General features: G+C 65.3%; 21 protein-coding genes. 14 read left to right on the top strand and 7 right to left on the bottom strand.

The genetic code is table 11. From position 1 onward, the window contains the following. Positions 1-81: 81 nt before the first annotated feature. The 4 genes from GXY33_20725 to mutL all read left to right on the top strand — a co-directional run bounded on the left by GXY33_20725 (position 82) and on the right by mutL (position 4,531). Positions 82-1,008 carry a glycosyltransferase family 2 protein gene (locus tag GXY33_20725; protein ID NLX07572.1) on the top strand — a complete coding sequence of 309 codons (927 nt, stop codon included), beginning with the start codon at positions 82-84 and terminating at the stop codon, positions 1,006-1,008. After that, a complete protein-coding gene (locus tag GXY33_20720) occupies positions 1,005-2,165 on the top strand; it encodes a glycosyltransferase (GenBank protein NLX07571.1) in 1,161 nt (386 codons plus the stop codon). Before GXY33_20725 ends, GXY33_20720 begins: the two co-directional genes overlap by 4 nt. A gap of 122 nt (positions 2,166-2,287) precedes the next feature. Further along, a complete protein-coding gene (locus GXY33_20715; protein ID NLX07570.1) occupies positions 2,288-2,572 on the top strand; it encodes a DUF4282 domain-containing protein in 285 nt (94 codons plus the stop codon). 105 nt (positions 2,573-2,677) lie between these two features. After that, positions 2,678-4,531: a DNA mismatch repair endonuclease MutL gene (gene mutL / locus GXY33_20710; protein NLX07569.1), complete on the top strand. Its 1,854-nt coding sequence runs from the start codon at positions 2,678-2,680 to the stop codon at positions 4,529-4,531. 147 nt (positions 4,532-4,678) lie between these two features. Here the strand turns inward: mutL and GXY33_20705 are convergent, their stop codons facing one another. Continuing rightward, positions 4,679-5,365, bottom strand: coding sequence for a class I SAM-dependent methyltransferase (locus GXY33_20705; GenBank protein ID NLX07568.1), 687 nt, complete (start codon positions 5,363-5,365; stop codon positions 4,679-4,681). A gap of 221 nt (positions 5,366-5,586) precedes the next feature. On the opposite strand from GXY33_20705, the gene GXY33_20700 reads away from it, so the two are divergent. After that, positions 5,587-6,531 carry a PEP-CTERM sorting domain-containing protein gene (locus GXY33_20700; protein NLX07567.1) on the top strand — a complete coding sequence of 315 codons (945 nt, stop codon included), beginning with the start codon at positions 5,587-5,589 and terminating at the stop codon, positions 6,529-6,531. Positions 6,532-6,572: 41 nt separating this feature from the next. Continuing rightward, positions 6,573-6,845 (top strand): acylphosphatase, encoded by a 273-nt coding sequence (locus GXY33_20695; GenBank protein ID NLX07566.1) that lies wholly within the window; start codon positions 6,573-6,575, stop codon positions 6,843-6,845. On the opposite strand, the gene GXY33_20690 is transcribed toward GXY33_20695, so the two are convergent. Further along, positions 6,836-8,836: a hypothetical protein gene (locus tag GXY33_20690; GenBank protein ID NLX07565.1), complete on the bottom strand. Its 2,001-nt coding sequence runs from the start codon at positions 8,834-8,836 to the stop codon at positions 6,836-6,838. The genes GXY33_20695 and GXY33_20690 overlap by 10 nt on opposite strands. A 195-nt stretch (positions 8,837-9,031) precedes the next feature. Between GXY33_20690 and GXY33_20685 the strand changes: the two genes are divergently transcribed. Beyond that, positions 9,032-9,748 carry a hypothetical protein gene (locus GXY33_20685; GenBank protein NLX07564.1) on the top strand — a complete coding sequence of 239 codons (717 nt, stop codon included), beginning with the start codon at positions 9,032-9,034 and terminating at the stop codon, positions 9,746-9,748. Between the two features lie 151 nt (positions 9,749-9,899). Beyond that, the gene (locus GXY33_20680; protein ID NLX07563.1) at positions 9,900-11,867 is read left to right on the top strand and encodes an aconitate hydratase; all 1,968 of its coding nucleotides are present in this window, start codon (positions 9,900-9,902) and stop codon (positions 11,865-11,867) included. A 70-nt stretch (positions 11,868-11,937) separates the two neighbouring features. Here GXY33_20680 and GXY33_20675 read toward each other — a convergent pair whose 3' ends face one another. Further along, positions 11,938-12,876 carry an SPFH/Band 7/PHB domain protein gene (locus tag GXY33_20675; GenBank protein NLX07562.1) on the bottom strand — a complete coding sequence of 313 codons (939 nt, stop codon included), beginning with the start codon at positions 12,874-12,876 and terminating at the stop codon, positions 11,938-11,940. Between the two features lie 72 nt (positions 12,877-12,948). After that, positions 12,949-13,410 (bottom strand): NfeD family protein, encoded by a 462-nt coding sequence (locus tag GXY33_20670; GenBank protein NLX07561.1) that lies wholly within the window; start codon positions 13,408-13,410, stop codon positions 12,949-12,951. Between the two features lie 270 nt (positions 13,411-13,680). Here GXY33_20670 and GXY33_20665 point away from each other — a divergent pair, with 270 nt between their 5' ends. Both GXY33_20665 and GXY33_20660 read left to right on the top strand, forming a co-directional pair. Next, on the top strand, positions 13,681-14,466 hold the full coding sequence (locus GXY33_20665; protein ID NLX07560.1) for an NAD-dependent protein deacylase: 786 nt from the start codon (positions 13,681-13,683) through the stop codon (positions 14,464-14,466). Between the two features lie 125 nt (positions 14,467-14,591). Beyond that, positions 14,592-15,932 carry a chorismate synthase gene (locus GXY33_20660; protein ID NLX07559.1) on the top strand — a complete coding sequence of 447 codons (1,341 nt, stop codon included), beginning with the start codon at positions 14,592-14,594 and terminating at the stop codon, positions 15,930-15,932. Between the two features lie 9 nt (positions 15,933-15,941). On the opposite strand, the gene GXY33_20655 is transcribed toward GXY33_20660, so the two are convergent. From GXY33_20655 to GXY33_20645, 3 genes are read right to left on the bottom strand one after another with little or no spacing between them, the layout of a single operon-like run. Beyond that, on the bottom strand, positions 15,942-17,405 hold the full coding sequence (locus GXY33_20655) for a hypothetical protein (GenBank protein NLX07558.1): 1,464 nt from the start codon (positions 17,403-17,405) through the stop codon (positions 15,942-15,944). Next, a complete protein-coding gene (gene holA, locus GXY33_20650; GenBank protein NLX07557.1) occupies positions 17,384-18,358 on the bottom strand; it encodes a DNA polymerase III subunit delta in 975 nt (324 codons plus the stop codon). The genes GXY33_20655 and holA overlap by 22 nt, the downstream gene beginning before the upstream one ends. Positions 18,359-18,369: 11 nt before the next feature. Next, positions 18,370-19,539, bottom strand: a complete 1,170-nt coding sequence (locus GXY33_20645; GenBank protein ID NLX07556.1) for a tetratricopeptide repeat protein — start codon at positions 19,537-19,539, stop codon at positions 18,370-18,372. Between the two features lie 811 nt (positions 19,540-20,350). Here GXY33_20645 and GXY33_20640 point away from each other — a divergent pair. The 4 genes from GXY33_20640 to GXY33_20625 all read left to right on the top strand — a co-directional run. Then, positions 20,351-20,830: an NUDIX hydrolase gene (locus GXY33_20640; protein ID NLX07555.1), complete on the top strand. Its 480-nt coding sequence runs from the start codon at positions 20,351-20,353 to the stop codon at positions 20,828-20,830. Beyond that, positions 20,830-21,939, top strand: coding sequence for a quinolinate synthase NadA (nadA, locus tag GXY33_20635; GenBank protein ID NLX07554.1), 1,110 nt, complete (start codon positions 20,830-20,832; stop codon positions 21,937-21,939). The genes GXY33_20640 and nadA overlap by 1 nt, the downstream gene beginning before the upstream one ends. A 45-nt stretch (positions 21,940-21,984) precedes the next feature. Next, complete coding sequence (locus tag GXY33_20630) at positions 21,985-23,130, top strand: ABC transporter permease (protein NLX07553.1); 1,146 nt, start codon at positions 21,985-21,987, stop codon at positions 23,128-23,130. Between the two features lie 3 nt (positions 23,131-23,133). Next, a partial coding sequence (locus GXY33_20625; protein NLX07552.1) for an ABC transporter permease occupies positions 23,134-23,825 on the top strand: 692 nt, incomplete at its 3' end.

Genomic DNA, 23,825 nt, shown 5'->3' with positions numbered 1-23,825 from the left:
GGTTTCCATTCTACACCCGGCGGCGCGGTCCGCAACCCCGCCGGTCTTGCAATCGGCGTTTCGGCGTCCATAATACAAGCCATGAAGATCGCCGTCGCCATCTGCACCGCCAACCGACCGGAAGCCCTCCTGGCGGCGCTGGCGTCGTGCTTCGATCAGGCGCGGCCGCCGGACGAGATTCTGGTCATCGACGACGGCCGGCTTGACGACCATCTGCTGGCCAACTGGCGTCGACGGGCTGAGGCGCAGAGCGTCCGTTTGCTGCACCATCGCAAACCGCCCGAGCGTCGCGGCCTGACCCGCTCTCGGAATCTTGCCCTGGAGTTGGCGGAGTCGCCGGTGATTTTCTTTCTCGACGACGACGCGCAGCTCCATCGGGACGCGCTGGCGTACCTGGAACTGGTGTTCAACCTCGACGTCGATCGGCAGATCGCCGGCGCCGACTTTCCGATCGTCGAAGCCGCCCGTCAGAAGATCGGCCGGCAGGTGATCGAGCAGCTTTACCGGTACGCTGGGCTCTGGTCGGTTTTGCGTCGTTACCACCGTCCTGGGCCGCTTGGCGGGAAGCTCGGTCGGCTTTCGTTTCTGGAGCAGACGCCCGACCTTCAGGGCGGCGCGTTGGCCGCCCGGGTGCGGACGTTGCGCGAGGTCGGCGGGTTCGACGAGCGGTTGCCGGGCCACGGGATGGGCGAAGACAAGGAGATATCGGCGCGGCTCTATCGTCGCGGGCGGCTGGTCCGGATCACCGCGTGTCCGGTTCATCATTTTTCGCATCCGGGCGGCCGCGAGAACGCGGTTCAGTCCGGGCGGGAAACCGTTTATAATTATCTGCGTATAAATATCCGGGCGTTTCCGATCGGCGTCGGCGAGGCGTTGATGCTGGCCTGGACGGTCGGCGGGCTGTTCGCGATCGAGCTGGCCTTCGCGATGGCCGGCGATCGGGCGTTCCATCGCGGGCAGTTGCGAGGGATGGCGATCGGGCTGTGGGATTGGGTGCGAGGCCGATGACGACGGCACAAGCGAACGGCATCCTGTTTGTCATCAACCGGCTTGAGACCGGCGGGGCGGAGCACGTGCTGCTCGACCTGGTCCGCGAGCTTCAGCGGCGCGGGCGGTACCGGCCGGTCATCGCGTGCCTCAAGGACCGCGGGCCGCTGGCGGCGCCGCTCGAAGAGGCGGGCATTGCCGTCCACGAGAAGCTTCTGGCTGACCGGTACGACTACCACGCGGCGCCGCGTTTGATGCGGATTATTCGCGGCGAGGGCATTCGGGCACTGACGGCGGTGGGCAGCGGGGGCGACCGGATGTTCTGGGGGACGATCGCGGCGCGGGCGGCGGGCGTGCCGGTGGCGGTGTGGGCGCATATCTACTCGCAGCCGGGCCATCTAAACTTCGAGTCGGTCAACCGGCTGCTCTATCCGCTGGTCCGTCGGTTCGTGGCCCTGGGCCGACGGCACAAGCGGAGCATGGCGTCTCTGGACAAGGTGCCGCTGGGCAAGATCGCGGTCATCAACAACGGCGTGGACGTCGAGCGGTTCGACCATCCGGAGTGGCGAGACCGGGCCCGGTCGATTCTCGGGTTGGCCGACGAGAACGTGACGGCGATCGCGATGATCGCGAACCTTCGGGCGGACAAGCGCCACGACATCTTCATCGCGGCGGCCAGGCAGATCGTCCGGCACCGGCGCGACGTGCATTTTTTCGTGATCGGCGACGGACCCAACCGGGCGGCGGTCCATCAGTGGGCGCGGCAGAGCGGGCTGCTGGGCCAGTACCTTTCGGTGCTCGGTCAGCGTGAGGACGTTTCGCAGTTGCTGCCGGGCCTGGACCTGGTGTGCCTGACCAGCGAGTACCACGAGTGTTTGAGCCTGTCGGTTTTGCAGGCGATGGCGGCGGGCGTGCCGGCGGTTTCGTACTTCATCGGATCGATGGACGAGGCGATCGTCAACAACCAGACGGGGTTCTTTTTCTACCAGCTCTCAGCCGCCGCTCTGCGTCAGCGGCTGCTCGAGGTGATCGGCGACGGCGATCTTCGCCGCGAGGTCGCCGGCCACGCGCGCGACCTGGTCCGGCGGCGTTTCACGGTCGAGAAGATGACTGACGACTTTACGGCTTTGTTCGACTCCCTGCCGGCGCCTCGCGGCGCGTCGATTTGGCGTCGCTGAGGCCGCCGGCTGACGATTCCCTGTTGCACCGCCGTCGGCGGGCGTTACAATGCGATCCAGGACGGCTGTTCCGTCGTGGCACCATTGTCGTGGGGTTTCTGTCTTTCTTGGAGGAGCCAGTGATGGACCGCGAAAGAGGGTTCTTCGCCGCGCTATTCGACCTGTCGTTTTCGGAGTTCGTCACAACCCGGGTCATTCGCGTGCTCTACATCATCGCCATCGTCGTCGTGGCGTTGGGCATGATCGGCATCATCCTGTCGGGATTCGCCCAGGGGGTCAGCAACGGCATCGTTCTGCTGATCGTCTCGCCGATCGTATTCCTGCTCTACGTCCTGGTGGTGCGGATCTGGCTCGAGGTGATCCTGGTGATTTTCCGGATCGAGGAGAACACCCGCGCTCGCGAGTAGGCTTTGGCCGTCGCGGCGTTTCAGCGGCCATTCTGGTCTGCGGCTTTCCACCGGCCTGGCCGGCGGCTATAATGCGGAAAAGGCTTTGGAGAACCGGGACCGACCGTGGCCGCCATCAGGATACTGCCAACCCAACTGGTCAACAAGATCGCCGCCGGCGAGTGCATCGAGCGTCCGGCCAGCGTGGTCAAGGAGCTGGTCGAGAACTCCCTGGACGCCGGGGCCGATCGGATCGAGGTGGGGGTCGAGCAGGGCGGGACGAAGCTGATCCGGATCGTCGACAACGGCGGCGGGATCGAGCCCGAGCAGATTCCGATGGCCGTCCAGCCGCACGCCACCAGCAAGATCACGGATGAGAACGACCTCTACGCGATTGGAACGATGGGCTTTCGCGGCGAGGCGCTGGCGTCGATCGCCTCGGTCAGTCTGGTCAGGATCGCCTCGGTCACGCCCGGCGCGGTCAGCGGCGGCGAGGTCGAGGTGATCGAGGGCCAGCCGTCGGCGGTCCGCCCGTACGCTGGGTCGCCCGGTACGGTCATCGAGATCCAGAACCTGTTCCACAACACGCCCGCGCGGCGCAAGTTCCTCAAGACGTCGGCCACCGAGTTCGGCCACGTCCAGGAGCAGGTGATCCGCACGGCTTTGACCTTTCCGCGGGTCGCCGTTCGGCTCGACCACAACGGCAGGAACGTGCTGGAACTGCCGGCGGCCGAGGATCCTCGCGACCGCATCCGCGACGTGTTCGGGCCGGAAATCGCCGACGGCCTGCTACAGGTATTCCATCAGGACAATACGTTCACGCTGCAGGCGTACGTCTGCCGGCCGGAGAACTCCAAGCCGTCGAACCGCTGGCAATACTTCTTCGTCAACCGCCGTCCGATCCGCGACCGCTACATCGCCCACGCCCTGCGCGAGGCCTATCGCGGCCTGCTGACCGGCGACCGTCAGCCGGTCGCGTTTATCTTTCTCGATATTGACCCGGCCTTCGTGGACGTCAACGTCCATCCGACCAAGAGCGAGGTGCGGTTCTCCGATTCGGGTCAGATTCACAGCCTGATCCTCGGGACGATCCGCGACCGGTTTCTCTCGGCCGACCTGTCCGCCCGGCTGACCGACGAGAAGCCCGAGACCGAGGCAGAGTCCGAAGAGACGCCAACCGCGAACGCTGATCCGAAGCGCGAGGAGCTCAAGCAGTCGGTGACCCGGGCTTTGGCTGACTACTTGCGAACTGCCTCCGTCGCTCAGCCGTCGCTGAATTTCGAGGTGCCTCGGGCCGTCGCCAGGAGCATGCCCACTCCTCGACCGGCGGCGTTGCGGCCCGGCCCCACGCAACCGACCGCGCCGCCCGAACCCCCCTGCCCAGCCGCGCGTCAGCCCAACGACGCTCCGCAGGTCCAACCGGCCCTGCAGATCCACAACGCGTACCTGGTGGCCGAGACTCCGGAGGGCTTCATGATTATCGATCAGCACGCCCTCCACGAACGGGTGCTCTACCAGCAGCTCAAGGAGCATCTGCAGGCTGGGCCGATCCCCCGCCAGCGGCTGCTCGTGCCGCATGTGGTCAACCTGACCGCCCGGCAGATGGCCCAGATCGAGGCGATCCGCGGGAGCCTTGAAGACGCCGGCATCGAGGTTCAGCCGTTCGGCCCCCGGTCGGTGGCGGTGCACAGCCTGCCCATGCTCACGGACCACGTGGACGCCTCGCAACTGCTTGAGGATTTGCTCCAACGGCTTGAGGATCAGGTCGGACCGGCATCCACCGACCCGATCGAACACGTCATCGAGTCGCTGGCGTGCAAGGCGGCGGTCAAAGCGGGCGACCCGCTGAGCCCCGAGGAAATCCAGTCCCTGCTCGAGTACCGCCGCAAGATCGACATGATCTCCACCTGTCCGCACGGCCGGCCCACCGCCCTGCGGATGACCCTCGACGAGCTGAAGAAGAAGTTCAAGCGGACGTAGTCCGCTGCAGACTGGCCTACAATCACCAGCGCTAATAAAGAATAACTATAAATCTTATAGATCAGATGTCCGGGCTGTTTCAAAATCAGATTTTGAAATAGCCCAACCAGACGCAAAGGCGTGAGATGGAAACGCAGGCTCAGATTACTAACCGGAGGCGCCGCCCAGCGGGCTGGCGGCTGCCGCTTGGCCGTTGGTCCGTTCGAAGAGATAGAAGCTACCCGGTTTGGGGAATCGCCGCAACAGGTGGGCGTGCTTGAGCCGCAGGCCCGCCCGTTCCGCATCGGCGATGAACTCGCTCAAGGAGACCGGCTTGGGATTGTCCGGTCGCCTCAGGATCAGATGCCGAAACCACTTGAAGTAGCTGCCGAAGCCCGGAGGGTAGAACGAGATCAGCACGTACTTTCGCGAAACGCGGGCAAACTCCAGGAGTACTTTGCGGCGGTCGTCGAGGTGGTGAATGTGCTGGATGAACCGGTGGCAGAAGATCAGGTCCACGTCCTGGTCCGGCAGGCTGATCGCCCGGGCGTCGGTGACCAGGTAATCCATCCCCTGCGTGCCCAGGTCTTCCCGCGCCACTTCCAGCATGGCGGGCGCCCCGTCGGCCAGGATCGTCCGGTCGGCGTTTTCGGCCAGCACCGGCGACAGGCGGCCCGTCCCGCTGGGAAGGTCAAGGACCGCGCCGAGGCGTCCCAGCGGCTGCAGCACCTCACGCAGGGCGGTTCGCTCGCGCTGATCGGTCCGGGCCCGCCGTCCGTGTTTGAAGCGGTCACGATACCACCGCGCCCGCTCGACGCTGTCAAAACGATCAAGGAAATCAGCCCGTTTGACCAAAGTCCACCCCCTGTATGAGGTTAGAAAGACCCAAGACGCAACTACCGTATTGCCGATATTATAGGCGGACGCACCCGCGTCGGCAAGGGCCATGGTGCGTTCGGCGCTATCGTTGCCAGCGGGCTTTTCCTTGCCCGCCCAACCGGTCGATGTTAAATTGGGCAGGTGAAACGGCATTCCCTTTCACCAGGCCCCAACGTTTGGCAGTCAAGGAGACCAAGATGACCCGTACCATCGCAATCGCCGCCCTGATCGTGGGCGTTTGGGCCTGCCGGATTTGTGCCGACGTCGCCGATTTCCAGGTGGTGGCCCGAAGCCAGATCACCCAGTCGCGCAGCGGCGAGGTCGTGCAGACCGAGCAACTCGCCCGGCAGTACCCAGCCACCCAGACCCAGACGCCGGTCGAGGCCTTGACGGAGATGTCACAGTCGGACGCGGGCGCGACCCTGTGGTCGGCCTACAACCGGGTGCTCTCGAACGATCCGCAGTACAACAGCGCGGTGCCGACCGATTTTGTGCTCGAGACGGCGGCGGGCTCGGCCGATCCGGAGGTCAGCCTGGCCCTCTCCTCGACGGCCAGTCAGACCCGCACGATCAACGTCCTGGAGTCTGAGTTTCCCACCTTCCCAACCGGCAGTCCGCTGAACCTCCAGTCGAGTTTCCTGCTGGACGGCGGTCTGGCTGCGGTCATTCCGAACACGGCGGGCAGCGCCGCGGGGCTGGAGATGGTCTTCGGCTTGAACCTCGCCAAGAACGGGACCGACCTGTGGTCCGGCACGGTCAGCCTGGTCGGGGCAGCCGACGGCTCGGTGACCACGGCGACCTCGGGCAGCTTCCACGCCAACGACTTTGAGGTCTCGCCGATCGCGATGGGCGATCTGGCCACCGTCTACCTGTTGGAGTTCGACGACGCGGATATCCCCTTCGATTATTTGGCCAGCGTCGGCGAGACGTTCGACCTGGAAGCCGAGATCACGCTCGACATGGCGATTCCCGGCGGCTTGGGCGGCGGCGCCGCGTTCGGCACCGTGCCGACCGAGTTGGTGATGATGACCCAGGATCTGTTCTCGACGGCGGCGTCCAGTGCCGCGGCGGCCGCTCCAGAACCGGCGACGCTGCTGCTGCTTGTGGCCGGGGCCGTCGCGGGCTTGATTCGCCGGCGGTAGCCGCTGGGCTTGAGGGCAGGCAGGAACACAAGGGGGATCCGATGACCGCCAGGCTGGTTCACTTCGAGGGCGACGTCCAGGGCGTCGGGTTTCGCTACACCGCCCGCAGCGTCGCCAGAAGATACGACGTGACCGGATACGTGGCCAACCTGCCGGACGGGCGGGTGGAGATTCACGTGGAGGGCCCGCCGAACGAGATCGACCGCTTCGTCGATGAGATCCGGCAGGAGATGGGGCCGTACGTCGAGAACGTCCAGACCCAGGACGTCGAGCCCACCGGCCGCTACAAGCAGTTCACCGTCCGCTACTTCTGAACCTCCGGCAGCGCCGCCGGCGCTTCCGACGCCGCCTTTCGCAGGCTCAGCCATGTTCCCGCCGCCAGGAGCGCGAAGCTGATCGCCACGTACCGCCACGGACCCATCGCCACGCCGACCGCCCACAGCCGCAGGGCCAGCGGAAGGCACAGCAGCACGATCGGCACGTAGTCCCGCGTCCGCATCCACAGCGGCGTGCCGACCACACCCACCATCACAACCACCGCCAGATCGGCCCAGGCCACCTGCTGCGGGAACAGGTCGAGGACAAACACCATGAACGCCAAGGCCCCCAGCGCCGCCAGGTTGCGAGAGAACCGGTCGCCGAAGATCACGTAGATCGCCAGCGTCGCCAAGCCGGCCACGCCCAGCACCGCACCGGGTACGGTCAGACCCCATGCGAGAGCCATGTGCTGGAGACCATCCCAGAAGCCCAACCCGAACGCCGCCACCACCGCCCCGCCGAAGCAGAGCTCCGGATTGCGGCGCCAGATCCCCAGCACCAGCAGCAGCGTCACCAGAACGACCCCCACCTGCGTCCAATTCAACCGGGCTGGATCGCCAAAACCGGTCGCGCCCCACGTCAGGAGAACCGCCAGACCGTACGCGACGGCCACGTGGAGCAAGCCGCGCCGCGGATGGGCCAGGTACAACGCCAGCACGCCCGCGCCCGTGGCGGTCAGGATGACCGGCGGATGCCACAGGACCTCCAGCCAAGGCGCCGCCGAAGCGACCGGCCGACCCCAGATCGCATACAGCGTGATCGCCAGCGGAGCGGCTGCGATCGCCACCGTCCATATCCGCGACCGCACACCCGCCACCCGCAGGACCTCCACCAGCAGCAGCGCCGCCAGGGCCAGGACGGGAACGAAATCCAGGAACCGGTGCGAGAAGTTGATCGCGTGGGCCAAGCCCAACTGGTGCAGACCAGACGCGGTCAGGACAACCAGGGCGAACAGAGCGGGCATGGCCGCGGTGCGCAGGAACGGCAGCGGATCGGTCCGATCCCGCTGCGGGTCCGGGGTTCGCAGCGCCTGGATCAGGAACAAGACGCCGGCGGCCAGGACGGCCATCCACGCCGCCTGCCACGGTCCCGGCGGCACGGTGTCCGACGTCGCCACGCCGCGGTTGACCTGGGCCAGAAGCGGGCCGCACAGAAAGTTCCACAGCAGGATGATCGCCAGCCCGCCCAGGTACAAGCCGCTCAAGTGAGGGATGATGAAGCGTCGCAGGACGTACAATTTGCCCACCGCCAGCACCATCGCGCCGACGCCCAGGTACAACACCGCTTCCGGCGCCTCGGTCGCCACGGTGTCCAGGGCTGAGCCGTTGGCGATCAGGAACAGGGCGATCAGGACCACCAGCGAGATCGCGTCGTCGGTCACGTTTTTCCACAGCACGATCAGCAGCAGCACGCCCAGCAGCGCCAGTTCGTAGACGTTCAGCACGCCGATGCACGGCAGCGTTTCAGCGAGAGCGTGGCTTCGGGCCAGGATCGGACCCAGCAGCGCGAAGAAGCCGTAGAGCAGGAACATCGCGCTGAGGCAGTAGAGGATGCTCCCGCCGGTGAGGCTGAAGAACCCCTTCCATGACTTCATCGGGCAGGAGGGGTCGAATCCGGAGTCCGAGCAGCTCTGCGGGCTGCGGATCGTCTCAACGACCCGGCCGGAGGCGGCGTCGAGCACACAGACGCGTCCCTCGCGCGACGCGGCGTAGACGCCCTCCTCGCGAACGCGCAGCAGCGCGACGTAGGGGTCGCCGAGCGCCGACGGCTGGGCGGTCCAGAGCGGTTCAAAATCGTGATTCAAGGCGTACAGATTGGACCGGTCGGGCGGATGCCCGGCGGCGTCCTCGCGGACGATCAAGCGCTCACCCACGGCGGCGATCTCGACCACCCGCGTCTCGATTGGCGACCGGACCGCCACCGACAACCCCGTTTCCATGTCGATCTTGACCAGCCTGCCGTCCTGGACCTTGAAGAAGAAGCGCATGGATCACCTCCAGCCAAAGCAGCCTGCCATCCTTCGCCAAAGGCGCCGATCCAGCCGTACGGCAAAACTCTCCGTCCCTCCGTAGAAAAGGCACCGGCTGCGGCCGAAGGGTGCACAAAAACATCGGAGCATGCTTGCGGTCGGGCGATGATCGCTGTAGTATCCCGCCCAGTTGCCATACCATAGGAGTTTGCCATGAACGTCATCGACTACGGCCGGTCGTTTGTTCACGGGACCTCGCCCGCCAACCGCTTGCGCCTGTGGGTCGAGTCCCGCACGCGGATCATCGACGAGCCAAACGGGGTCCAGGAAGACTTCATCCAGTGCGGGGCGTGCAAGAGCGAAAACACCTTCGCTGAGCGGGACCTGTTCATCGCGGACAACTATGATTTCACGCCGGTCTTCGGGGCCGAGGTCGGCGTCATTTTCCGTCGGCGGGCGTCCGTGAGCGACAACTACCGCAACATTACGCCGTACGACCGGCTCTGGGGCACGCCGAAGTACCGGATCGTCGAGCCGGCCTCGGTGCGCGAGCTGACGAGCTTCGACGAGATCCGCCAGGCCACGCACGACGGCTTGCCCATGGTCAGCCAGACCGAGATTCACAACGAGCAGACCGGCCTGCGGGCGATCATCGAGTGCCCGGTCAAGACGATGAACATCGAGGAGCAGCGAAGCATCTACCAGGTCGATATCGGCCCGGTGGCCTTCGCGGACCTCTCGGAGCGTTCGGAACGCCTGGCCGAGTGCATCCATCTGGCATTCCTCGCGTTCAACGCGCCCGATTTCACCGACTTCGTGATCGAGGCCCCAACCACGATCGGCACCGCCGCCTGCACCTGCCGGGTGCACCACTACTCCAAGATCGTCAGCCTGCCCGCGACCAACCGGATCTACGCGTTGGGCGGGTAGAGAGGAAGACTCCGCCGAGGGCGGCGGAGGGACAGGTCCGCGTGCTCCTGCTGGTCCTTAAGCGAAGCGAATCCGCAATACTCCTTGACTGCGCGGGGCGGCCATCATAGCCTTTATGGTCTGGCCTCTGATGGAAGATCAAGGAGAACCCATGGGACTTTCACTGACGCACAAAATCCTCAAGGAGCACCTGGTGGACGGGCGGCTCGAGACCGGCCGCGAGATCGGCATCCGGATCGACCAGACCCTGACCCAGGACGCCACCGGGACCACGTGCTATCTGCTCTTCGAGTCGATCGGCCTGGACCGCGTCCGCGTGCCGCTGGCGGTCAGCTACGTCGATCACAACATGGCCCAATTCGGCCCGGAGAACCATAACGACCATCTCTACCTTCAGTCGATCGCGCGGAAGATCGGGGCGTGGCACTCGCGGCCGGGCAACGGCATCTGCCACCAGGTGAACCTCGAACGCTTCAGCCGTCCGGGCGCGACCATGATCGGATCCGACAGCCACACGCCCACCGGCGGCGGCGTCGGCATGATCGCCATCGGAGCGGGCGGACTCGACGTGGCGGTGGCCATGGCGGGCGGCGCGTTCTACCTGACCTGCCCCAAGGTGATCGGCGTGAACCTGACCGGCGAACTTCGGCCGTGGGTCTCAGCCAAGGACATCATCCTCAAGCTGCTCTCGATCCTGACCACCCGCGGCAACGTCGGCGCGGTGGTCGAGTACTTCGGCGAGGGCGCCGAGTCGCTGTCGGTGCCGGCGCGGGCGACGTGCACCAACATGGGCGCCGAACTGGGCGTGACGTGCAGCATCTTTCCCAGCGACGAGACGACCCGGCAGTTCCTCGAGGCGCAGGGACGCGGCGAGGCCTGGCGGGCGATGGCGGCCGACCGCGACGCGGCGTACGACCAAGTGATCGACATCGACCTCTCGCAGCTCGAGCCGCTGACCGCCGCGCCCAGTTCGCCGGACAGCATCGTGCCGGTCTCGGAGCTGGCGGGCCAGCCGGTCGGACAGGTGGTGGTCGGCTCGTGCACCAACTCCAGCTATCAGGATCTGATGCTCTGCGCGAAGGCACTTGAGGGCCGGACGGTCCACGAGCAGGTGGAGTTCGCGGTGGCCCCCGGTTCGAAACAGGTGCTCGAAATGATCGACGCGGCGGGCGGGCTGCGGAGTTTTGTCGCGGCCGGCGCGAGGATACTGGAGAGCGCGTGCGGGCCGTGCATCGGGCTGGGCTATTCGCCGGCCCAGGGCACGGTGTCGGTGCGCAGCTTCAACCGCAACTTTCCCGGCCGCAGCGGCACCAAGGGCGACCGCGTCTATCTGGCCAGCCCCGAGACGTGCATCGCGGCGGCGATCACCGGCGAGTTCACCGACCCGCGCGACCTGGGCGAGAAGTTCGGGATCGAGTATCCGCGAGTCGAGTGGCCCAAGCGCTTCGCGGTCAACGACAACATGCTTCAGCCGCCGCTGCCGGAGGCCGAGGCGGGGTCGGCGGACGTGTTCCGCGGACCGACCATCGTGCCGCCGCCGCTGAGCGAGGTTCCCCCGAGCGATTTGAAGGGCTGCGTCGTCATCAAGGTGGGCGACAAGATCAGCACGGACATCATCATGCCCGCCGGGGCGCTGCTCAAGTACCGGTCCAACGTGCCCGAATACGCCAAGTACGTGTTCAACCCGCTCAACGAGGACGGCCAGCCGAGCTTCGCCGACCGGGCGCTGGCCCTCAAGGGGGAAGGCGGACACGGCGTGATCGTGGCGGCGGACAGCTACGGCCAGGGCTCGTCGCGCGAGCACGCAGCGTTGTGCCCGATGTACCTGGGCGTCAAGGCGGTACTCGCCAAGAGCATCGAGCGCATTCACTTCGCCAACCTGATCAACTTCGCAATCGTGCCGATGACGTTCGCCGACCCCGCCGACTATGAGGCGGTCGACCAGGGCGACCGGCTTGAAATTCCCGGTCTGATGGACGCGGTGCGAAGCGCCGCTGAGACGGTCACGGTCAGGAACGCCACGAAGAAGACCGAGTTCCAGGCGAAGCTGGACCTCTCCGACCGCCAGCGGAAGATTCTGGGCGCGGGCGGTCTGCTGCGGATGGTCAAAGCGGGATAGTCCCTTCAAAGAACAAGAGGCGTCGCCCCATCCGGGCGACGCCTCTTTTGACGCGCATGTCGGACTGCGTTTAGCCGGCCTTTGGCGTCTGTGCGGCGTGACCGTCGCCGGCGGTCTTTTCCTTGAGCAGTTCGCTGATTCCTGCGATGCTGCCGAGGATGCCCGAGGCCTCGTAAGGCAGGAAGACCTTTGACGCCCGGCCGTTGGAGATTGCCTGGAGGGCCTCGAGGTATTTGACCGCGATCAGGTCGGCGGTGGGGTTGCCCTTGTGGATGGCCTGGTAGACGTTGACGGTGGCCTCGGCTTCGCCCTGGGCGACGGTGACCCGCTTGTACTTGTCGGCGTCGGCCATCTTCTGGATGGCCTCGGCCTTGCCTTCCGCCTCCAGGATGGCGGCTTGGCGCTGGCCTTCAGCCTGGAGGACGGCTGACTTCTTGCGTCCTTCGGCTTCGAGGATCATGGCCCGGCGATCGCGTTCGGCCTTCATCTGGCGGTGCATGGCCTCGGTCACGTCGCGGGGCGGTTCGATCCGCTGAAGCTCGACGCGGGAGACGCGGGCGCCCCACTTGTCGGTGGCGTCGTCGAGCACCTGCCGCAGTTTGGTATTGATCGCCTCGCGCGAGGTGAGGCTCTCGTCGAGGGCCAGGTCGCCGATGAGGTTCCTCAGGTTGGTCTGGGCGAGTTTGGTGGCGGCGAGGTAGAAGTCGGAGACGTTGTAGGTGACTTTGACCGGGTCGGTGACCTCGTAGTAGACCACCGCGTCCACTTCGACCGCGACGTTGTCCTTGGTGATGACGGCCTGCGGCGGCACGTCGACGACCTGCTCGCGCATATCGACTTTGACCATGCTTTCGAGGTAAGGGATGATGATGGTCAACCCGCTGTCGGCGGTCCGCTGGTAGCGGCCGAGCCGCTCGATCAGCCCCTTCTCGTACGGCCGGACGATCCGGATACCCAGGGCCGCGGTGATGATGACCACGATCCCGACGATGATGATGAAGATCAGCATGCCCATCGTGAAATCCTCCTTTTGGAGCGGGAGTTATTGCCGTTGCGTCAGGGTCGTAACCCGGACCCGCGGTTACGCCTGTTGCTCTGCTGCCTCGCCTTCGACCTGGCGGACCACGGCGTGGGTTCCGCTCATGGCCACGACTTTGACCACGGTACCGACGGGCAGTCCTTCGCCGGTGGCGCTGTCGGCCCGCCACTCGTCCTGTCCGACGCGGATGCGGCCGGTGTTTCGGATGTTATCGACGGCTTCGATGACCACGCCCATCTGCCCCACGAACCGATCGGCCCCGATGCCCGGCGGCTGCTTGGCGGTGACCTCCTCGGCGAACTGGCGAGAGAAGGCGAACAGCAGCCCCGAAACCACGATGAAACCGATCAACTGCCAGACAAACGGCAGCCCGATCAGGGCCATCACCCCGGCCACGCCCGCCCCGATGCCGAACCACAGGAGGAAGAAACCGGCGGTGAACATCTCAGCCACGATCAGCACCGCAGCCAGCACCATCCAGATCCACCAGAGTTGTCCGTCCATCGTCCTGCCCTTTCACAGGGTTGATATTGGGAACCCGACTACGGGATATGACGGGCCTTGTACGGCCTTATATCGGGGATTCGGCCCCGTCAGAACCATCTTTTCCGGGCCCGGCGACGCCGATGGCCACTTAAGTGGTTCTGGGCCAAACCTTTACGATGAGCCCGGGCCGGTCGAGCAATTCCGGGAGCTTGTGCTTCGAGGTAGTTGCATAAACGCCGTAGGCCGGTAGAATCAAAGTAGTTAGCACGATTCTGGGGTGGAATAGCCATGTCGGAGCCAGACCAACCGGTACCGGGCGTTGCCCGCAGGGCGGTGAGCCACGCGGCGCAATTGATCCGCCAGGCGAACTTTGTGGTGGCCTATACGGGCGCGGGGCTGTCAGCGGAGAGCGGCGTGCCATCGTCTCGAGGACGCATGGCGACGTGGGACGAGTTTGAGCCCGAGGAATGCGCCAGCGTCCGGGGTTTTGAGGCCGATCCGGCGAAGGTGCGGCGATGGTACGACGACCGCCGCCGGCAGATCGCTCGAGCCCAGCCGAACGCCGGGCACGAGGCCCTGGCTGAGCTGGAGCGGGAGGTGCCGGAGTTCTTCGTGATCACGTGCAACATCGACGGTCTTCAGCAGAAGGCTGGGTCACGAAACGTTTTCGAGCTGTGCGGCAGCATCTGGCGCGACCGCTGTCCGCGGTGCGGGTTCGGCCGCGAGCTGGGGCCGGAGGACTCTCAGTCGGAGTGCCGATGCCCGCGGTGCGGCCACTGGCTGCGGCCTGGCGTGACCTGGCCCGACGAAGCGGCCGCCGACGTGGCGTTTGAGGCTGGGCTTGAGGCGGCACAGCGGAGCGAACTGGTTCTGACCGTCGGCACGTGCGGATCGGTCCAGCCGGTGGCTTCGCTCCTGCTGGAGGCCAAGGCGACCGGCGCCACCGTCATCAACGTGGCGCCGGATCTGACCGACACGCCCAAACCGGCCGATGTGGTTCTGCCCGGTCCGGCCAGCCGGATGCTTCCCGAGTTGGTCAAGCAACTGCACCAGATGACGGCCCAGCCGCATTAACCTTCGCGAAACAGCGTTAAGCGGCAGGCCGCTTTTTGGCCGCTCCTTCCGGCAAACCCGTGCGATTCAGCGGGCTTTTCGCTAGAATACGGGACACGACGCAGTCGCAGTTGGAGATTTGTGTTATGTTCGGATGCCACATCGGCCGGTGTTTTCAGGTGACGGTTTCCGGCGGTTCGTACCAGGACGGCCTGGCCGCGATCATTCAGGGGCTGCCGCCCGGCCTGCGGGTCACGGAGCAGGAGGTTTACGGCGATTTGCTGCTGCGCAAACCGGGGGCGGATGAGCTGTCCTCGCCGCGCAAGGAGCCGGACCTGCCGGTGATCTGCACCGGGGTCAACGCCGCCGACACGATCAAAGGGGCGGGCAATCGCGGGCTGACCAACGGCACGCCGCTGACGGTCTTCATCCCGAACCTCGACCGGCACGACATCCACGTCGAGCAGTACCAGGACACCAATCGCACGCCGCGTCCGGGCCATGCATCTTACGCCACGTTCGCCAAGTACGGCCCGTCGGACGACGCGGTGGGCGCGGGGATCTTCTCCGGCCGGTACACCTGCACCATCGTGGCGGCCGGGGCGATCGCCAAGCGGGTGCTGCAGCGGTGCGGCATCGAGGTGTTCAGCTACATCGATGAGGCGGCCGGCGTGGCGTGTCCGGAGATCGACTCGGTCAAGGCCCTGGAGTTGACCAACCAGTACAAGCGGATGCGCCACGACCACGACCCGTTCTACCAGGAGATCTACGTTCGCGGGCGGATCAAGCCGGAGATGCGGCTGTTGCAGAAGATGGCGGTGCTGGCTGAGGTGGAAAAGGAGATCGACGCGATCCGCAGCCGCACGCCCGTCTTCGACGCCGACGCGATCAAGGAAAAGTACGGCGTCCATTCGGTGATCAACTGTCCGGATCTGGACGCGGCGGAGGCCATGCTGGAGGCGTGCAACCGGATCACCGCGAGCGGCGATTCGTCGGGCGGCGTGGTCAAGGTGGTGGTCCGCGGCGCGCCGACAGGATTGGGCGAGCCGGTGTTTGCCAAGCTGGACGGCGAACTGGGCCGGATGCTCGGCATCGGGGCGGTCAAGGGCGTCGAGGTCGGCGCGGGCTTCCGCGTCAAGGACATGACCGGTTACCAGAACAACGACCAGATGCACAGCGAGAACGGCAAGGTCGTCTTCGACTCGAACAACGCGGGCGGCATCACCGGGGGCCTGGCGACCGGGCAGGACATTATCGTGCGGGTGGCGGTCAAACCGACTCCGACCATCGCCAAGCCGCAGCACACGATCGACAAGTACACGCACCAGGACGCCAAGCTGTCGGCGATCACGCGGCGCGACCCCACGATCGTCGGGCGGATCTGGCCGGTGGCTGAGAACTTCACCGCCATGGTGCTGCTCGACCATCTGATCATGCACCTGGGGTATCAGGGGCTGGCCAGGGAGGTTTCGGCGTCGGGCTCGTAGGCGGGCGGCCTACTTTTCGGCGTAGGTGAGCTTGAGGCTGGACTGCGAGACCTTGTTGCCGACCAGGTCCTCGACGGTGGCTTTGAGGGTGTACTCGCCGGCGGGGACAGCGGGCAGGCCGATGATCCGGGCGATGTAGAAGTCGCGCCGGCGGGACTGGGCGGCGTCCTCGATCCGCTCGTCGTGCTGGCGGTGGACCACCTTGCCGTCGGCGTCGATCAGCTCGATGGTCAGGGCCAGGAGGGTCTGGTAGACCTTCGTATCCTCGATGAACTTGCTCGTGAAGTTATCGAGCTCGAGGTAGACAATCACGTCGCGGTCCTTATTCGGCCGGAAGTAGCCCGGCTCCATCGGCTTGTAGCAGCCGAAGCTCTGGACCTGCCAGCAGAGCTGCAGGGCCGAGACCTTCAGGTCGGCGCTGGCCTTGAGGACCCGCCGCAGTTCATCGACAAGGGTCAGGGCCTGGTTGGCCTGGTCGGCGGATGAGATCGCGCTGTCGTCAAAGATCTGGATCAGCTTGACCACGGTAGGCGCCAGCGCTTCGGCGGTCGGTTCGCCCTGGCCGCTGCGATTCTCCTTGAGGGCCTGCTGCCAGTGGCCCAGGACCGCGTAGAGCAGCTTGAGCTTCAATTGCGTGCCCACGTCGTCCGGCTGCACGTCGATCTTCTTTTCGAGTCGGCGGATCAACTCGGAAAGCTGGGCGTCGCCCGCGGCTGGCGATCCGTCGACCGCGGCGGCTTGGTTGGCCTGATGAACGCCGTCGCTTCTGACCGTCGCGACCGGCGGATCGACCCGGGTGGGAGAGTTTGAGCCCGGCGACCTGGCCGGATCGGCCACCGCGGTGATTCGAATGGCGGGACCGTCCGCTGCGGAAGCGTGGCCGTTGCCGGGTTTCTCCGACAGGCTCGGCTTGGTGGTGGGGGTTTTGGCTGACGGATCGTCGACCGCCAGCAGCGGGCGGGGCGGTCTGGCCGGTTCGATGGTGAAGGCTGGGGGCTGCGACGGGGCCGGCGGTTCCGGCTCTTGGATCAGCGGCTCGTCGGCGGGCGGATCGTCGGCTGACAATTCCACCGTGTAGGACCGGCGGGCGGCGATCTTGGCGGCGATGCTGGCGGAGTCGATTTCGCGGCCGGGCGCCTGGCCGGACTGAACGGGCGGGCTCTGCCGCTGGCGGTACTTCTGCTGGGCATGGACCATGCGGTCGAGCATCTGTGAGACCTGCGAGTTGGTCTGCTCCGGATCGGCGGCTGAGGGATCAGCGGAGTGCGCGGGTTCGTCGGTCCTGGCCGCCTGCTGGTACTCCGAGGTCTGGGACGGCGAGGGGCTTTGAGCGCTGGACGGCGTATTGAACGTCCGCACCCGCGTCCGGTGGAAGATCGCACCGGCGTCACAGCCGCTGACCGTCGTCGCGACGATCAGCCACAAGGGCGCCATCCGTGCCGCCGACTTGTTCATCTTGGATTTGCCGCGCATACGATGAACTTTTCCAAGTTCAGTTTCGCGTCGCCGACGCCGGTTTTGCTCGCCCGGTCGGCCTCGGCCAACTCGGCGAGCAGGTGTTTCAGTTCGGCCGCGGTGAAACGCTTGACCTGGGCCATGAACCGGTCGGCCAGACCGGGATACGTGATGCCACACTCGCGCGGGATGTCCCGCAGCGAGTAGCCCGCGTCGGCCAATGCGCGGGCCTTGAGCAGCCGCCGAAGGGAGAACGCCAGCGCGCCCACCATCGTGTACTCGGCTGAGCGGTCGTTTCGCATCAGACGGTCGAGGGTGGTCAGGGCCTCTTCCGCCTTGCCCTCGGCCATCAGGTCGTTGATCAGGAAGATGCTCTGCTCGGCGGTGGGGCCGGAGAGCTGCTCGACGTCCTCGAGCGTGATGGTCGGCCGCTGCCCGACGAACAGCGAGAGTTTTTCCAGCTCGTTGATGATGCGTCCGGTGTCCGAGCCGACCACCTCGACCAGGCTCTGGGCGACGTTGACGGGCAGGTTCTTGCCCAGACGCTTGGCCTCGCTGCTGACCCACTGGGCCAGTTCGCGGCCCTTCTTCGGTTCGGCGGTGATCAGTTGACCGATCTTCGGCAGGGCCTTGGCCAGCTTGGTGTTGCTCCGCCAGGTCTCGCACATGAGCACGAGCACGCCGGTCTGGCTCGGCTGGGCGAAGTACTTCTCAAAGAGGTCCCGCTCCTCGCTGATCAGCTTGTCGGCGTCGTCGATGATCACCACACGGCGCGGCGCGAGGAACGGCACGGTGTGGAGTTCGTCCAGCATGGTGCCGATGTCCACCGCCTTGCCGTCGTAGGTGGAAAGCCCCATCCCCTCATCTTCGCCCAGCAGGCTGTTCTGCAGGTCGTGGGCGGCGGCCTGCTTGAGGTAGCGGTCCTTGCCCGCGATCACGTAGATCGATTTTGCCGCTGGTTGTTTCGCCATCGTTCCTTCCGTCAGCCGCCTGCCGGCGGGCTCGCCATTCGGCACCGCTTTTCGACCTGGGCCAGCAGCGGCGATTTGGCCTCCGCGGCCAGCGTCCGGGCCTTTTCCCATGCCTCTCGCGACCGGTCGAACCGCCCGGCCATCCAGCAGGCATCACCCAAACTAAGCCACCCGCGAACGTGCTTGCCGTCGATTTGCGTCAGTCGCTCGAAACAGTCGATCGCCTCGACCAGCCGTCCCTGCCGAACGTGCAGAGTACCGAGCTCTTCGAGCGCGCCGAGATGATTCGGGTCGATCGCCAGGGCCCGCTCGCAGGCTTGCCGCGCCTCATTATAGCGTTCCATCAGGCCAAGTACAGCCGACAGATCGACATACGCATCAACAAATTTCGGACAAAACTCCACCGCCTTGTCCAGGTGATAGCGGGCGAGGCGGAACTGTCCGGAGGCGCGATAGCGCGAGCCGATGACGTGATGAAGGCGCGCGTCGGGTGGGATCTCGATGGGCGCTTTGGCGGCTGGTTCGGCTTGAACCTGGCTTACCGGCTGCGATGCCGGCGCGGTGGCGACCGGTTGTCGCGGCGGCGTGACGATCGGTTCCGACATCGCAGCCGTCGCGTTGCCGGCCAAATCCGTCGCCACCACCTTCACCCGCGCGCCATCCGGCAGCGGGTCGACGTCGGCCCTGATCCACCCGCCGTTGCCGGTGCGGCTGAGCAGGCGCTGGTCGGAATCGTCAACCAGGTACAGGCTGATCGGCTGGGCGCCGAAGTGACGGTCGAAGGCCACCCACTCGATCGCCAGCCGTCCTTCGACCAGGTCCACCGCCCGCAGTTCCACGATCGGCGGCTCCCAGTCCACCAGGCACCGGTAGGCTGTGGCGTCTTGATCCCCCCCACCGGCCAGCTTCAGGACGTAGACCCCGGTTTCCTCGAAGGCCAGACGGACCGGCTCGCCGCTGGCCAGCGGCTGGGCGAAGACCGGTGCTTCCTGACCTTCCCGGTAACACTCCAGCCGATTCGCCCCGGAAGTTCCCGCGGCGGTCAGGTCAATCCTGACTTCTTTAGCTGTAATGATAAAATCAAAAGCCTGATCGCCATCTGGCGCATGGGAATCGCCAGCGGCGGGTCCGGCCCATGCCGCTGATGCAGCCAGAGCAAGCAGAATCACCCGATTGGTCATCACCCGTTTCCCGGCAGTCGCCGCGCAGAGGTGCGGCGTCCCAGCTATCGTTGGTTATCGGACGCTTGGCCCGGTCAACGTTAGGCGGAATGTCGGCACCCGCTGTCGAGTCTAACTGTTTGTATTCACTATAGTTGTCGCAGCCATACCGCTGCCACCCATGCGTCATTCACCGCCGCCTCTTACCATCGCACCCACATTTGAACCATTCCGGATGGTAATCAGGAATTTACGATCCTATATTCCTAAATGCGGGTCCGGACAAGATTGATCGTTCGACTCTGAGGGAGGCAAGACGATGTCGTTGTCAACGGCTTGAAATCGGGTAGCGGGTGAGTGACCTATGAGCAGTGGGCAGGGCAAATACGGGGCGACGCGGGAACGATCGGTGGGTCGGTGGGCGGTTGGAAATCGGCTGGCGGGTGAGTGACCGCGGGATCAGTGGACAGAATGAAGGGAGCGACGTGAGAGCGACCGCTGGGTGGGCGGACGGAAGACAGACGCGTGGCGGGTGAGCGACCAACGGATTGGCGTGCGGCAAGGAACGGCCGGGGGGTGAAGGCGTAAGGTAGGAATTGGCGGCGGGAGGACGGCGGATGGTGGGGAATTCTGGGGTGCAGTAGGGTCAGTGTGAGTGGCTGGTGGCGGCGGTGATACCGGAAGTGGGCGGGGTAACCGGGACGAGCGGAGCGGCACGGGTGGCTGTGGTGCGGCGTCACGGTGCCAGCGCGTTGGCGGAATGACGAGGTGAACTGTTTGGACCGATAAAAGCGTTGGTCTGGGGGGATCGGGCGGATTAGAATATTAAGTCATGGCTAAGGAGCAGTTTACGTACGACCATCCGCGGCCGTCGGTGACGGTGGACGCGGTGTGCCTTCGCTGGGTCGAGGGGCGCCGCCAGGTCGGCTTGGTGCGCCGCGGCAAGGCGCCGTTCCAGGGGTGCTGGGCGCTGCCGGGCGGGTTTGTGGAGATCGACGAGGACCTGCCGGCGGCTGTGCTGCGTGAATTGAAGGAAGAGACTGGCCTTGTTCCAGGTTTCATCGAGCAGTTCCGGGCGTTCGGCGAGCCCGGGCGCGACCCGCGAGGTCGGACTATTTCGCTGGCATATCTGGCTCTGGTGAAGGCGAGCGCGGCGGCCGCGGCGGCGGATGATGCCGAGGCCTTTGAATGGTTCGATCTGGAGAAGCTGCCGGAACTGGCGTTTGACCACAATTTGATTATCGATCAGGCTCAGCGGGCACTGGCCGACTGGCGGGCCCTGGGCCGGATCGATTGGGAAGGCATGGACTGATGCGGGAGTTTGACGACCGATACGCGGAAATCCCCCAACCGGAGTTGTACGAACGGATCCGGGCGGCCAAGGAGAAGCTGGGCGGCGAGGTGCTGATCCTGGCCCACCACTACCAGCCGCAGGAGACGTTCCAGTTCGCGGACGTGACCGGCGACTCACTGAAGCTCTCGGAGCAGGCGGCCACCGCCCAGGACGCCCGGTACATCGTGTTCTGCGGCGTGTACTTCATGGCTGAGGTGGCGCGGACGCTCTGCGGGCAGAAGCAGCGGGTGATCCTGCCGGACTTTTCGGCTGGGTGCTACTTGGCCAATACCGCCTCAGCGGAGGCGCTGGAGCAGGCGTGGAGCCACATCGGCGAGCGCTTCGGCGGCCAGAAGGTCGTGCCGGTGTTCTACATCAACTCATCGGCGGCGATCAAGGCGTTCTGTGGGCGGCACGACGGGGTGATCTGCACGAGCGGAAACGCCTCAGCGGTGATGAGCTGGGCTCTGGAGCGGGGCGATATCGTCCTGTTCGCTCCGGACCAGCACCTGGGCCGCAACACGGCGGTGGCGATGGGCATGGCGCTGGCGGACACCGCCCTGTACAATCCGGAGCTGCCGGACGGCGGGATGGGCCAGCTTCACGAGCAGCCGCGGGTAATTTTGTGGCCCGGCTGCTGCAACGTGCACATGTACTTTACCGTCGATGACATCGCGCGGGTTCGCCGCGAGCATCCCAACGTCCGCGTTATCGTGCATCCCGAATGCCGGTATGAGGTGGTGCGGGCGGCGGACATGGCGGGCAGCACGGAGGCGATCATCCGCGCGGTCGAGCAGAGCGAGGACGGCAGCGTCTGGGCGGTCGGGACCGAGAAGGACATGGTCGATCGCCTGGCGGAGAAGATGAAGGGGCGCAAGACGGTGATGAACCTTTCGCCGCTGCAGACGTACTGCGAGACGATGAAGCGGTGCACGGCGGCGCGGCTGCTGTGGGTGCTGGAGAACCTGGCCGCCGGTCAGGTGGTCAACGAGGTGTTCGTGAACGAGCATCAGCGTCATGACGCGCTGGTCGCCCTGCAGCGGATGCTGGCACTGCGGTCGGAAAACCCCGGTACGATTAAGCGGTAGACACCCCCAGCCGCCGGGCCGGCCGGCGGAGAACACGACAACGGCATGCGAATTTCCACCGATATCAGCGGCAGACGGCTTTGGGCCATCGTGCGGCGCGAGTTCAACGAGATCATTCGCGACCCGCTGTACATGACGTTGGCGCTGCTGGTGCCGGCGTTCATCCTGGTGACGTTCGGGTTCGGACTGGTGCTGGACATCGAGCACGTACCGACGGGCGTGCTGGATCGCGACGACACGCGGCTGAGCCGGACGTACGTGGACGCGGTGGCGGCGTCGGAGAGTTTCGACGTGGTTCAGCGGTACAGCGACTTTCCGACGATGGAGGAGGACCTGCGGGCCGGACGGATCCGGGCGGCGGTGATCGTGCCGCAGGGTTTCGAGCGGGACTACCATCACGGGCGTCAGGGCGAGGTGCAGTTCATCATTGACGGGGTGATTCCGGTGCGGGCGGAGATCACCCGGACGTTCGCTGAGAGCATCCACCAGCAATTCCTCGGGTCGCTCAACGAGGGCCGCTGGCACCTGCCGCATCTGGGCCGCGGATCGGTGGACATCAGCGCCCGGATCGAGTTCAACTCGGAGCTTCGCAGCGCGAACTTCATCGTGCCCGGACTGATCGCGACCACGCTGATGTACTATCCGGCGTTGCTGACGACGTTGAGCATCGTGCGGGAAAAGGAGTCGCAGACGATTTTGTCGCTGTACTGCTCGCCGATCAGCAAAGCGGAGCTGCTGCTGGGCAAACTGCTGCCGTATCTGATGATTTCGCTGGTCAACGCGGTGGTCCTGATGGGTTTGGCGTTGTACGTCTTTGAGGTGCCGTTTCGGGGGAGTCTGGCGCTGGTGGCGTTCGCGACGGTGCTGTACCTGTTCGCCACGTGTTCGGTGGGCATGCTGATCTCGGTGCTGGTCAACACGCAGGTGGCGGCGATTCTGGTGACGATGGTGACCACGCTGCTGCCGTCGTTTCTGTACACGGGTTTTTTCACGCCGCTGAGCGCTTCGAAGTGGTCGATCTGGCTGATCGGACGTTTTTTGCCGACGACGTACTATCTGGACATCCTGCGCGGCGTGTTCCTCAAGGGGACCGGATGGTCGATGAACTGGCCGACGCTGACCACGCTGGCCGTCTATTCGATCGTGCTGTACTGGATTTCGTTCAAGTGTTTCAGCAAGCGGATCAGGTGAACGATGCGGACAATGGCCCTGGTCAAGAAGGAGTTTCTGCAGTTCTGGCGCGACCCCGTGCTGATGGTGGTGGTGCTGTGGGTGTTCACGGTGGACGTGTTCGTCTGCGCGCGAAACTTCTCGCTGGACATCATGGGCTTTCCCATCGCGGTCTGCGACATGGACTGTTCACAGGCCAGCAGCACGCTGTTGAGCCACCTGCAGTCACCGCGATTTCGCATCGTCGAATCCATCGCCAACTACTCGCAGATCGACCGCCTGCTGCTGTCGAGCAAGGCTTTGGTGGTGATCGTGGTGGACGCCGATTTTTCGCGTGACCTGGCCCGCGGGCAGCAGGGCAAGGTGCAGTTGGTCTTTGACGGAACCAACTCGAACAGCGCCGCGCTGGCGATGGGCAACATCTCGAATATCTTCTCACGGGTGCCGCTGAAGACGGCGGTGAGCCTCGACGAGTTGGAGCAAACGATGCCGCTGGCGGTTCGACCGCGGGTCTGGTTCAATCAGAACCTGGATACGGCGTGGTTCGTCGGGCTGGTGGAGCTGTTCTGCTCGATTTCGATGGTGGCGATGTTGTTGCCCGCAGCCGCCCTGGTACGTGAGAAGGAGTACGGCACGGTCGAGCAGCTTCTGGTCAGCCCGGTCCATCCGTGGCAGATCATGGCGGCCAAGATCATTCCGATGACGCTGCTGGTGCT

The organism is Phycisphaerae bacterium (genome assembly GCA_012729815.1).
Lineage (GTDB): Bacteria > Planctomycetota > Phycisphaerae > JAAYCJ01 > JAAYCJ01 > JAAYCJ01.
The sequence above is the reverse complement of the archived record's forward strand: the minus strand, read 5'-3'. Positions and strand labels throughout refer to the sequence as shown.